The sequence below is a fragment of the Flavobacterium sp. ACAM 123 genome (genome assembly GCF_000264055.1).
Lineage (GTDB): Bacteria > Bacteroidota > Bacteroidia > Flavobacteriales > Flavobacteriaceae > Flavobacterium.
This window is the reverse complement of sequence record NZ_AJXL01000108.1, coordinates 1-12,909: the sequence shown is the minus strand read 5'-3', so window position 1 is coordinate 12,909 and position 12,909 is coordinate 1. Positions and strand designations below refer to the sequence as shown.

Sequence of the window (12,909 nt, the reverse complement as noted above, 5' to 3'; positions counted from 1 at the left end):
CAATCAAAACGACAAAAAACTACTCCATCTTGTAAAATAGAGTTAGTTTTTTGTTTCCGTATAATCTTAAAATTTAGACTTAAAACTGTTATTCTTTTCGCCATTTTTTACTTTCGGCAAAGACATGCTCTAAAATCGCAGCCTCTTTCTCATCAAAATCTACATTCCTACGACCCATTACTAATCTTGCCGTTTCAAATGCTTTTTTAGTAATATAAGTAGTAAAACCAGAAGCTCCACCCCAAGAAAAACTCGGCACAAAATTACGTGGAAATCCCGATCCAAAAATATTGGCGCTCACTCCTATTACTGTTCCTGTATTAAACATGGTATTAATTCCGCACTTACTGTGATCTCCCATCATCAATCCACAAAACTGCAGACCAGTTTTAGCAAAACTTTCTGTTTCATAACTCCACAGTTTCACTTCCTCGTAGTTGTTCTTTAGATTCGAATTATTACTGTCTGCACCAATGTTACACCACTCCCCAAGCACCGAATTTCCTAAAAAACCATCATGCCCTTTATTCGAATAAGCTGAAATAACAGAATTGTTTACCTCTCCTCCAATTCTGGAATGGGGTCCTACCGTGGTAGCACCATATACTTTAGCACCCATTTTCACCACGGCACCTTCACACAATGCAAAGGGTCCACGGATTACTGAACCCTCCATAATCTCAGCATCCTTACCTATATATATGGGACCTGACGACGCGTTTAAAGTAACAAACTCTAACTTAGCTCCTTCTTCGATAAATATATTTTCGTGTGCTATTACATTGACACTTTTCGGAATTGGTTTGGATTTTCTGTCTGCTGTCAAAAAATCAAAATCTTCCCGAATAGCAGCATCATTTTTCGAGAAAATATCCCAGGTATTCATTACAGTTAAGCAGTCCTCATCGTACTCTATAATCTCATAGGAATCAAAATCCACTTCTTCCTGATTTTCATCAGTATAAAAGGCAACAACTTCTTCTCCTTTAAAGATAGCCTGATTTGGCTCAAGATTACTAACCATTTCAACTAAGACAGCATTAGGAAGAAAAGAAGCATTAATCATCACATTCTCTTCTAATTCCACCATCGGATATTTTTCAGATAGATATTCCTCAGTTAATGTTGTGGTGGTAGACCCCAGATGCATTTCCCATTTTTGACGAATCGTCATAATTCCAATTAGAATATCAGCTACTGGACGCGTAAAAGTAAAAGGTAATAAGGCATCTCGTGCGGGTCCATCAAAAAGTATATAATTCATATAATATTTATTTGTGATAGTGTCAGGATTCAACCAGACGCTACATTGATTTGTTTTAGATAAAGCCCAAAGTTACAACGTTTTCAAATAGATAAAAATAAAAAAGCCACGCTGAAAAGCGTGGCTTAGTTATATTTGAAAACAAACTAAAATTATTTAGCGTGTTTAGCGTATTTAGTTTTGAATTTATCAATACGTCCTGCAGTATCGATAAGTTTGTTTTTTCCTGTGTAAAAAGGATGAGACGTTCTAGAGATCTCTAATTTCACAACTGGGTATTCAACACCATCAACTGTAATTGTTTCTCTTGTTTCCGCAGCAGATTTAGTGATAAAAACGTCTTCATTAGACATGTCTTTAAATGCAACTAATCTGTAATTTTCTGGGTGCGTACCTTTTTTCATCTTTTTTATTTGTTTGGTTATAACTTGTTTTGAAGCTTCTCTTTCGACAGAAAAGGTGTAAACTCATTACAACTTTTTGTTTTACACTATTATTTTGAGTGTGCAAATTTACAATTATTTTTCAATAAACAAATCTTTGTTTTCATTTTTTTTATTTAAATCGTAAAAACTGTTTTTTGTAGCCCAATATATTGGGAATTGTTATATTTGTGGATTAATATATAAAGTCTCTATGGAAAAAAGTCTATCCCCTGGTAAATCTGGACTACAATATGGTGTATTGTTTGGTGTGATTATGGTTCTAGAATTCGTAATTATGTACATAATAGGGATGCGATCCTTAGTAGGGACAAGTGCCGGAGTGATCGTTAACATTTCTAATTACCTTATACTACCATTAATATTCATCTATTTAGGATGCATCAACTACAAGAAAAATCTAAATAACGGCTTCATCTCTTTTGGTGAAAGTCTAAAGGTAGGAGTTTCTATCACTTTTATAGCAGCCCTAGTATATGGACTATTTAACATTGCATTTAATTTTATATTTCCTGAGTTTATTAATGAAATGGCATCTATTACCAAAGAGGGAATGCTCAAACAAAACCCGAACATAACAAGTAAAGAGATGGAAATGGGACTTACAATGATGAAAAAATTCATGAATCCTTTAATTGTCTTTCCTGTTACACTTGCAATGTATTCCTTTATTGGATTAATTTATTCGCTAATTATTGGTGCAATTTTAAAAAACGAAAATCCTCAAAGCCTGTAATTTAATGAATCTATCGATACTCATACCCCTTCTAAACGAGGAAGAATCACTTAAAGAGCTGTACATCTGGATTATAAAAGTGATGCAATCGAACAATTACTCCTATGAAATTATCTTTCTGGATGATGGCAGCACGGACAATTCCTGGTCGATTATCGAACAATTTGCAGCAGAAAATCCTAGTGTAAAAGGAATCCGTTTCATGAAAAACTTTGGTAAATCTCAAGCTTTACATGCTGGATTTGCAAAAGCTAAAGGGGACGTTATCATAACAATGGATGCCGATTTACAAGATAGCCCTGAAGAAATTCCGGGTTTGTACAATATGATTACATCCCAAAACTTTGATTTAGTTTCCGGTTGGAAAAAGAAGCGCTACGATTCTGTAGTTGCTAAAAACCTACCTTCGAAATTATTCAACTGGGCGGCTAGAAAAACGTCTGGAGTAGAACTCAACGATTTCAATTGCGGATTAAAAGCCTACAAAAACATAGTAGTTAAAAACATTGAAGTTTCAGGTGAAATGCACCGATACATTCCCGTTTTGGCAAAAAATGCCGGTTTTGGAAAAATCGGAGAAAAAGTGGTGCAACACCAAGCCCGAAAATATGGGGAAACCAAATTTGGAATGGAACGTTTCATCAACGGATTCCTAGATCTAATTACCATCTGGTTCCTTTCCCGATTTGGAAAAAGACCAATGCATTTATTTGGCGCCATGGGATCGCTAATGTTCATCATTGGTTTTTTACTAGCAGGCTATATTGGCGTTTCAAAACTATACCACATGTTTATGAACATGCGCTATAACTTAGTAACTGAAAATCCTTGGTTTTTTATCGCTTTAACCACCATGGTATTGGGTACCCAATTATTTTTGGCGGGATTTCTTGGTGAGATTATATTACGTACTAAAAGTAACGAAGAACGTTATAAAATTGCGAGCGAAGTTAATTTATAATTTGCCCCTAGCCCTGATAGTCTTGAAAATCCTTTTATGCTGGGGTTCAGCATAAAAGATTGTAACAGATAGCAGGATTAGCTCCTAAACTTAAACTAAAAGCTAAAAACATATAAAAATGGAAATTAAACAAAACATTTTGAATGCAGTTAACGAATGGTTAACCCCCGCATTTGACGCAGCAACTCAACTAGCAGTAAAAGAATTAATAGCTGGTTCTCCAAAAGAACTAGAAGAAAGCTTTTACAAAGACCTCGAGTTTGGAACTGGTGGAATGCGCGGTGTAATGGGCGTTGGAAACAACCGAATCAATAAATATACTCTAGGAAAGAGCACACAAGGACTTTCTGATTATTTGCATAAGGCTTTTCCTAACCAACCTTTAAAAGCGGCTATCGCTTATGATTGTCGTCATAACAGCGCTACTTTAGCAAAATTAGTTGCTGATGTTTTCTCTGCAAATGGTGTAGAGGTGTATTTATTCTCTGAATTAAGACCAACACCAGAATTGTCATTTGCCGTTAAGCATTTAGGATGTCAATGTGGAATTGTACTTACTGCATCACACAACCCTCCTGAATATAACGGTTACAAAGTCTACTGGCAAGATGGCGGACAGATTGTCCCGCCAGAGGATGAAGCCATTATAAATACTATCGGAAAGCTAAACTTCAATCAAATTAAGTTTGAAGCCAATGAAGATTTAATCCATTATATTGGTGCAGAAGTAGATCAAGCTTTCATAGCATCCTCTATTAAAAACGCAAGTTTTAATACTCCCGCTGCAGCGAAAGAAAACTTAAATGTCGTTTTTACTTCATTACACGGGACCTCTATAACGGTAGTTCCAGATACTTTATCTAAAGCAGGATATACCAACGTTCATATTGTTCCCGAACAAGCTGTTCCAAATGGCGATTTCCCAACCGTGAAATCTCCAAATCCGGAAGAACCCGAAGCCTTAGCAATGGCACTAAACTTAGCTGATAAAACAAATGCAGATATTGTTATTGGGACAGATCCTGATTGTGACCGTTTAGGTGTTGCTGTCCGCAATAATGAGGGCGAAATGACTTTGCTAAACGGAAACCAAACGATGATTTTGATGACCGCTTTTTTATTAGAAAAATGGAAAAAAGCAGATAAAATAAATGGTAACCAATTTGTAGGTTCGACAATTGTTTCCACTCCGATGATGATGGAACTGGCCACAAGCTACGGCGTAGAATGTAAAGTTGGTTTGACTGGATTTAAATGGATCGCAAAAATGATCAAAGACTTTCCTGAACAAGAGTTCATAGGTGGTGGCGAAGAAAGTTTTGGATATATGGTAGGAGATGCAGTACGCGACAAAGATGCCGTTGCCGCTACCCTATTGATTTGCGAAGTTGCTGCACAAGCTAAAGCAACAGGAAGTACCGTTTACAAAGAATTATTGCAATTGTATGTAGAACATGGATTTTATAAAGAGTATTTAGTTTCTATTACTAAAAAAGGAATGGAAGGATTGCAAGAAATAAATCAAATGATGATTGACTTGCGTGAAAATCCTTTAAAAGAGATTGACGGACAAAGAGTGATAATCGTCGAAGATTATCAATCCTCCATGGCTAAGAATTTATTAGACGATTCAGAAATAAAAATGGACATTCCAAAATCGAACGTACTGATTTATTATACAGAAGACGGATCAAAAATTTGTGCGAGACCAAGCGGAACAGAGCCAAAAATAAAATTCTACATTAGTGTCAACACAATATTAGATGATGTTGCTGATTTCAAGGAAGTCGAAACTATTTTAGACCAAAAAATTGCAACTATTATTACTGCAATGCAATTAAATTAACTAATGGATAAAAGCTTAATAAAATTACTTCCTTACACAAAACCATATAAGTCACACATCATCTGGAATGTGGTGTTCAATGTTTTATACGCATTATTTAGCACTATCTCTATGCTTACCCTCCTTCCTGTACTTGAAGTGCTTTTTGGAAAAACAAGAGATGTCTTAACTAAACCAACATATACTGGAATAGGCGACATAAAACAGTTTGGTACTGATTATATGTATTATCAAATTTCAACACTGACAAAAGACAACAGCATTCAAGTTGCGCTGTTATTTGTTGTTTTGATGGTAATTACTACTTTTTTGCTGAAAAACATATTCAATTATTTGGCTTCTCACCATATTATGCATCTTAAGAATGGCGTCTTACGGGATTTGAGAAAGTCAATGTATAATAAAATTATAGAACTCCCTATATCTTACTATTCTGAAAAAAGAAAAGGAGATATTATGGCACGTATGCTTGGTGACGTAAACGAAGTGCAAAACTCTTTTTTCTCTATTTTAGAACTAGTTATAAAAGAACCACTTACTATTATTTTTGCGCTAGGAACCATGTTTATTATCAGTACAAAACTGACTTTATTCGTTTTGATTTTCATGCCACTTTCGGGATGGATTATTTCAAAATTAGCCAAAAACCTAAGAGCTAAGTCATTAGAAGCTCAAAAAGAAAGTGGTCAATTAATCTCTATTGTCGATGAGACTTTAGGGGGTTTGAAGGTAATTAAAAGTTATAATGCCGAGCCGAATTTTAAAAGTAGATTTCATGATTCAGTAACTCGATTGTTAAATTTAACGAACAGCATAGGAAGTCGAAATAATCTAGCAACGCCGTTAAGTGAATTCCTGGGGATAACAACCATAGCCGTTTTACTTTTTTATGGTGGTAATTTAGTTCTAGTAGAAAAAACCTTAGATGGATCTGCTTTTATTGTCTATCTCACATTAGCCTTTAATATTCTTACCCCGGCAAAAGCGATATCTAAAGCTTCGTATTCCGTGAAAAATGGATTAGCCGCTGCAGATCGAGTTTTTGAAGTTTTGGAAGTCGAGAACGAAATTACATCCAAAGAAAATGCGATTGTCAAAAACACTTTTGAGTCTGATATCACAATCAAAAATATCAATTTCAAATACGAAGACGACTATGTCTTAAAAAACTTTTCATTTCAAGTTAAAAAGGGACAAACCATCGCACTAGTAGGACAATCAGGCAGCGGAAAAAGTACCATTGCTAATTTACTGACGCGTTTTTATGATGTCAACGAAGGAACAATTAGCATTGACGGAACGAACATACAAGACCTAAACCTACAGTCGCTTCGTGGTTTAATGGGACTGGTTACACAAGACAGCATCTTATTTAATGACACTATTAAAGCGAATATTTCATTAGGAAAGCCGGATGCTACAGATGAAGAAATTATCAATGCCTTAAAAATCGCTAATGCCTATGAATTCGTAAATGAGTTAGCAAAAGGAATTCACACTAACATTGGAGATAGTGGTAATAAACTTTCCGGTGGTCAAAAACAAAGACTTTCAATCGCTCGTGCTGTTTTGAAAAACCCTCCGATTATGATTTTAGATGAGGCTACATCAGCATTAGATACCGAGAGTGAAAAGTTTGTTCAAATAGCTTTAGAAAATATGATGCAAAATAGAACGTCAATTGTAATAGCACACCGTCTTTCCACCATTCAAAAAGCAGATACTATCATCGTGATGCAAAAAGGAAAGATTGTAGAGCAAGGGAGTCACGACGAATTAATTGCGTTAAACGGAATGTATAATAAATTAGTTTCGCTACAGTCTTTTGAATAATGAATACTAATTTTTAAGTCACATTTACCCTAGAAATAAAATTTTTAAATCTTTAAATAGTAAAAATGTACCTTAACAATCAAAATATAAAACTACCTGAAGACCCAGACACTATTATTTGGAAGTATTTAGATTTGTCTAAGTTCCTAGATTTGTTAATGTCCAAAAAGCTTTTCATGTCACGCTCTGATAAATTTGAGGATCAATACGAAGGCACATTCAGCGAACCTACCTATGAAGAAATCAGGAAACTGTCTATCGACAATCCCGATTTTTTAAAGTTTTACAAAACACATCGCGAACAAGTAGCAATCAGCAGTTGGCATATCAATGAATATGAATCCTTTGCCATGTGGCAAATATTCACGCAAAATACGGAAGGACTAGCGATACAATCCACAATAGGTCGGTTGCAAAATGCACTAGCTCCTGAAAACAATTACAAACAGTTTATTGGTGAGGTGAATTATATTGATTACAAAAAAGAATATATCCCTTTTGACGATATGTTTTTCCCGTTTTTATTCAAAAGAAAAAGCTTTCAATACGAGCGAGAAGTGCGCATCATATCGGATGTAGCCGAAAGTAACATTACGTTAAATGATGGATTAAAAATCAATGTAAACCTCGATCAACTAATTGAAAAAATCTACATTCACCCTAAATCAGAAAACTGGTATAAAAACTTAGTCATCCAGCTAGTGAAACAACTTGGCTTTGATTTTACAATTGAAAAATCAGATTTAGAGAGTGATATCCTGATTTAACGCTTCACTATTTTATTAAATTGGTTCGTAGTTAGATACTTCCCATTCCTTATTTGATAGATCAATGTAATTGTAATGCACCACATCGTTTTTATCAAACTGCCCATTTTTATTAGTGTCTTCAACCGTTCTAAAGTAAAGTCGGCTTTTAGAGTCTATCAACTTCCAATCAATCAATTCCTGAAGATCCACTGATACTTTTGTAAATCGCTTTCCGCTAATCTCGCTTAAATACAAGGATTTAATATCACTGCTGTCTAATTTACCATCTCTATTCGTATCCGCATCAAACATGGTGTACACCATAATTTGTTTTTTGGCTCTATCAGAAACGGACTTTAAATAGGTTGCCGTTTGTATCAAAGCAGGTTTATCTGTTAATGCATGTATCGAATCAGAATCGGTCTTTTGAAATTTTAAATTTTGTAAGTAACCGGTAATCTCATTTTCTCCATAATTTGAAATCGTAAAACTCAAATCAATTACGCTGGAAGAGCCATATCTTGCCTTTGATCCTCTTTCATATACTCTCAAATCTCCAACCGGATGAATCAAATAATCCGTTCCTTCCATCTGAATAGGCAAATCAGAAATAGACACTTGCGTAGAATCTACTTTAGCTATTCCTTTTCCTTTATTAGTAGCGTCATAAATAACTTTCGGTTTTTCCTGTTCTTGCTTACAACTGGCTAAAAGTAAAACGGTACTACTCAATAAAGCTATATATAATTTTTTCATAATGATGTGATATTAAAAACAAATTCAAATGTAATGAATTTTAAAAATGGTTCAGATATTTATACCCAATTTATGCAATAAAACGAAAGCTTAACTGAAAGTGATTCCTAGTCCTATTCTACAATCTGGCACTCAACTTAACATTAAAAACCCTCGTGGTCATATAATTTGGAATCGCATATTCATTTTTAGAATAAACATCACGCACCCAGGTATTCGTAATTGCGTTTTGATTGTTAAAAAGATTGAAAATTTCCAACCCTATGGCAAGTTCTTTGAAATTCCCCAACCAATTTGCCTTTGGCTCCCCTGTAGTATTATCCAACAATACTTTTGAAAACCCGACATCTACCCTACGATAATCATTTAATCTATTTTGGTACAAATAAGGATCTGCATAAGACGGTGAACCTCCAGGCAATCCAGTATTGTAAACCAAATTCAAATATATTTTCACACTTGGAATATTAGGCATGTAATCCTGGAATAAAAGTCCGAATTTTAATCTCTGGTCTGTCGGTCTGGCGATATAGCCTCTATTTTCGCTGTTTTCTTCCGTTTTAAGATAGCCAAAACTAAACCAAGATTCTGTTCCGGGAACAAACTCTCCATTCAACCTAAAATCCAATCCTTGCGCATAGCCTTTGGCTACATTAGAAGCCGAATAACGTATTCTAACATTATCAATCGTATAAGTATTTACCTCCGTAAGTGACTTATAATACAACTCCGAAACGAGTTTAAAAGGGCGTTCCCACATTTTAAAACTATAATCGTTGCTTAGCACAAAATGAACAGATTGTTGTGCTTTTACATTAGGCTGAACCACTCCGTCAGCATCCCTAAGTTCTCTGTAGAATGGTGGCTGATGGTATAAACCTCCTGATACTCTGAACACCATGTCCTTTTCCCAATCCGGTTTTATGGCAAATTGTACTCTGGGGCTGAAGGTAGTCTGTGCAGATCCACTGACATCGCCGCCTGTAACTTCCCAATTATGGATTCGTACCCCGGCATTGTACCATACTTCACTACTGCCTATCTTATCTTTTCTACTCCATTGTCCATAACCGGAGAATCTATTGATTGAATTGAAATTAATAGCACGGACATTCTGATATGGAACCAATGGACCGGTGTAAGGTGAATAAGGTTGGTCATTTTTAGGCAAATTAATAATCGGAGGATTTATCGAAAAACCAGCCGAATCAATTACTTCCCACTCCACTACTCTATCGCGAATCGATTCGCGAGTGTATTTAACTCCCCATTCAAATTGGTTTTTCCTCCAATCATGAAATCCTTTTATTTCAGTATTGACAATCAATGCATCTAATTCATTTCGCGCATGATTAAGTTGCGTTCCAATACCTCGAGTAAAAGCGACATCGCCATAGGTGTTTGAACCGATATTTGAATCCACTTCGCCTAAACGATATTGGGCAAAAATATCAAAATGTTCCTGTTCCAAAGTATGAAAAACCGAACCAATAAATTTTAATGTAAAAGTATCCGTGACTTTGAATGTTGTTTTAAAAGCACCGAAATAAGTATCGTATTTATCCTTTTCCAGCCCTTCATAATAAACAGTAAGCGCCATCGGGTTGTCTATGGTTCCAAATTTGGTTTCCCGCGTTAAGGGTTGGTATTGGTATTTATTTTGCGAGATATTCCCCAGAAAACTCCATTGCCATCTTGGCGAAGCCTGATAATTTACATTTGTTTGTACATCGACAAATGCAGGTGTAAAATTAGTTTGTGTATCCTGGCTATTAACTAATAGGCTATTATTCCTATAGCGAACTCCTGTGATTGCACTCCATTTTTTATTTTTCGAAACCGCATCTACTGACAGGCTTCCGCCAAGAAAACTCGCTTCTAGTGTAGCACCAAATTGTGTGGGTTTCCGATACGTAATATCCAATACGGAAGATAACTTATCCCCAAATTTTGCTTGAAAACCACCCGCAGAAAATTCTACGTTTTGAACCAAATCCGTATTGGTAAAGCTTAGCCCTTCCTGTTGCCCGGAACGAATCAGAAAAGGACGGTAAATTTCGATTTCATTTACATAAACCAAATTCTCATCGTAATTCCCGCCTCGAACAGCATATTGCGTACTCAGTTCATTATTGGAGTTTACGCCTGGTAGCGTTTTTAAAATATTTTCGATACCGGCATTGGCTCCGGGAATTTTTCGAATAACCTCCGGGGCAATAGTAGTAATTCCTTGCACTTGCTTCTTGTTGTTCGTAGTAACTATAATTTCACCCATTTGTTCTTCCTGATCATTCATGACCAAGTTGAACTCATAGTCTTCATCTGTTTTTAAGGTGAGAAAGACCGTTGCTTTTTTTAAAGAGACATGGGTGAAAATAACAGCTACATTTTGATTAACTGGTACTTTAACAAGATAAAAACCATTTTCATTAGATTGCGCTCTGTTTCCTGCAACCGTAATATTTACATTCTCTATCGGTTGATTATTTTTATCGAGAATAAGTCCCTTTACGCGTGCTGACTGCGCAAACGAATGCAAGCTCATCCATAAAGCAATAAAAACAAAGATTATTTTGTAAACACTCAAGATGTATGTAAATTATTATTTTTGACTTCTAAAAAACTGCGTTTCAAAGATAGTAGAATTTCCTACATTATCTCTGACGATCACTTTTAAATCATTAGCCCCTTCTGCCACTATTCCGTCACTAAAATTATGGGTAATTCTTCTCGTTTTGTTATCGTATTCAAATAAAATCCAATTCCCGTTCAAATAACCGTCATAGCCCTTTATTCCAGAACCGTAGTCATTAATCGAAAGTTGTATTGTTTTTTGTGTACTCAACCATCTTCCTTCAATAGATTTACCAATAGATATTGTTGGAGCGGTACTGTCCATCGCCAAAGTATACTTACCCAATGACCTCACTTTAGCGGTAAATACAGTATCCTTTCTATAGGTGCTGTTATACCCCATCCTACCAGTTTTGCTGACATCTGCAATGAATACTTTTTCCTTCTGAGTATCCGTGTATTTACTGTCCTCTATGGTAATTGTAAAACTGGAGTGAACCGGGGTTGTCTCATCATGAAGATAGAGTGTGTCATCTTTAACATCAAAACTCATATTAAAGTCTTCATAGAAGGTTCCGGCAGGAAAGAAAACTGATATGTTGTTTTTAGCAAAACTGTTGTCTTTATTCCCCTTTATGAAATAATTCGACACTACAGGCTCTTTTTCAATAATGGCTGCCGATAAGTCATAACTAATAGGAATGGAAATTGTTGTCATATTTCCCATAAAATCTGACACCTCAATACGATAAACGGAAGTTAGATTAGGAACAACGGTAATAACACCTTTTGTATCATCTGTCTGAATAAAACTCAAATTATAGGGATTCACCATAAATAGTTTTTGCACTCGTTGTGAAGTTGTTTTATATTTTGGATAATCAATTAATGCATTTATATAGCGCATTTCGTCAAATGAATAGGTATCCAATTGATAACCAAAATTAGGCTTCCCATTCAAATAGGTCTGTAATTTATAGATTCCGTTTCTATTACCTGAAACATCATCATAATCAACAGCTGTGATTCCAAATCCTATTTTGCCATTAGCCACCACCTTATTTGCCAGATAGCTACCGTCTTTTTGCAAAGACAAATTTAATAACAACGGACGTCTAGATTGGTTTACTGTGGTTTTACTATCAACCGGATAGACATAAACAGCAGAAACAGCCGGTTTCTTTGTGTCTTTTATATCTTTATCAAAACCAAACAACATGGGATTGATGATTTTTTCGGTTTTGCTGTCTCGAAATTCAAAATGTAAATGAGGCCCTTCTGAAGAACCAGTATTACCAGATAAAGCGATGGTCTGTCCTTTTTTGACAACCAACTCACTCGGTTTTAAAAACATTTCTATCTCAAATGACTTTTCTTTGTAATGTGTCTTTTCAATATAGCTTTCAATGGCATCAGTCCCTTTTTGTAAATGACAATATACAGAAGTATAGCCATTGGGATGTGTTATATAAATCGCCTTACCATTTCCGAAAGGAGATATCTTTATTCGAGAGACGTAACCATCTGCGACAGCATGTACATCCAAGCCTTCTCGCTGTAATGTCTTGAAATCAAAACCTGAATGAAAGTGATTGGGTCTTAATTCGCCAAAATTACCCGATAACACCATAGGAATATCTAAAGGAAGACTAAAATAGTCCTTTGGATACTGAGTTTGGGACAGAATAGAGCTCGAAAACATTAGAAAAAAAACAAGAAATTTCATGGTATACATTTTTGCTAAGGT

Annotated in this window: 10 protein-coding genes; 5 read left to right on the top strand and 5 right to left on the bottom strand. The window is 35.5% G+C overall.

Features of this window, described 5'->3' with window-relative positions; all coding sequences use genetic code 11:
• Positions 1-88: 88 nt before the first annotated feature.
• Together A3SG_RS0115365 and A3SG_RS0115360 are read right to left on the bottom strand one after the other, a co-directional pair.
• Positions 89-1,264, bottom strand: a complete 1,176-nt coding sequence (locus tag A3SG_RS0115365; RefSeq protein WP_016990894.1) for a GlmU family protein — start codon at positions 1,262-1,264, stop codon at positions 89-91.
• Between the two features lie 152 nt (positions 1,265-1,416).
• A complete protein-coding gene (locus A3SG_RS0115360; protein ID WP_016990893.1) occupies positions 1,417-1,668 on the bottom strand; it encodes a type B 50S ribosomal protein L31 in 252 nt (83 codons plus the stop codon).
• A 232-nt stretch (positions 1,669-1,900) separates the two neighbouring features.
• Between A3SG_RS0115360 and A3SG_RS0115355 the strand changes: the two genes are divergently transcribed.
• The 5 genes from A3SG_RS0115355 (at position 1,901) to A3SG_RS0115335 (ending at position 7,850) form a co-directional block, all read left to right on the top strand.
• Complete coding sequence (locus A3SG_RS0115355) at positions 1,901-2,443, top strand: DUF4199 domain-containing protein (RefSeq protein WP_016990892.1); 543 nt, start codon at positions 1,901-1,903, stop codon at positions 2,441-2,443.
• 4 nt (positions 2,444-2,447) lie between these two features.
• On the top strand, positions 2,448-3,404 hold the full coding sequence (locus A3SG_RS0115350; RefSeq protein ID WP_016990891.1) for a glycosyltransferase family 2 protein: 957 nt from the start codon (positions 2,448-2,450) through the stop codon (positions 3,402-3,404).
• A 118-nt stretch (positions 3,405-3,522) separates the two neighbouring features.
• Entirely contained in the window at positions 3,523-5,250 is a 1,728-nt protein-coding gene (locus tag A3SG_RS0115345; protein WP_016990890.1) for a phospho-sugar mutase, read from the top strand.
• A 3-nt stretch (positions 5,251-5,253) separates the two neighbouring features.
• Positions 5,254-7,083 carry an ABC transporter ATP-binding protein gene (locus tag A3SG_RS0115340; RefSeq protein WP_016990889.1) on the top strand — a complete coding sequence of 610 codons (1,830 nt, stop codon included), beginning with the start codon at positions 5,254-5,256 and terminating at the stop codon, positions 7,081-7,083.
• Between the two features lie 65 nt (positions 7,084-7,148).
• A complete protein-coding gene (locus tag A3SG_RS0115335) occupies positions 7,149-7,850 on the top strand; it encodes a hypothetical protein (protein WP_016990888.1) in 702 nt (233 codons plus the stop codon).
• Between the two features lie 15 nt (positions 7,851-7,865).
• Here the strand turns inward: A3SG_RS0115335 and A3SG_RS0115330 are convergent, their stop codons facing one another.
• The 3 genes from A3SG_RS0115330 to A3SG_RS0115320 all read right to left on the bottom strand — a co-directional run bounded on the left by A3SG_RS0115330 (position 7,866) and on the right by A3SG_RS0115320 (position 12,888).
• The gene (locus A3SG_RS0115330; protein WP_016990887.1) at positions 7,866-8,588 is read right to left on the bottom strand and encodes a hypothetical protein; all 723 of its coding nucleotides are present in this window, start codon (positions 8,586-8,588) and stop codon (positions 7,866-7,868) included.
• Between the two features lie 118 nt (positions 8,589-8,706).
• Positions 8,707-11,133 carry a carboxypeptidase-like regulatory domain-containing protein gene (locus tag A3SG_RS0115325; RefSeq protein WP_016990886.1) on the bottom strand — a complete coding sequence of 809 codons (2,427 nt, stop codon included), beginning with the start codon at positions 11,131-11,133 and terminating at the stop codon, positions 8,707-8,709.
• Between the two features lie 57 nt (positions 11,134-11,190).
• Complete coding sequence (locus tag A3SG_RS0115320) at positions 11,191-12,888, bottom strand: M23 family metallopeptidase (protein WP_029596845.1); 1,698 nt, start codon at positions 12,886-12,888, stop codon at positions 11,191-11,193.
• Between the last annotated feature and the right edge of the window lie 21 nt (positions 12,889-12,909).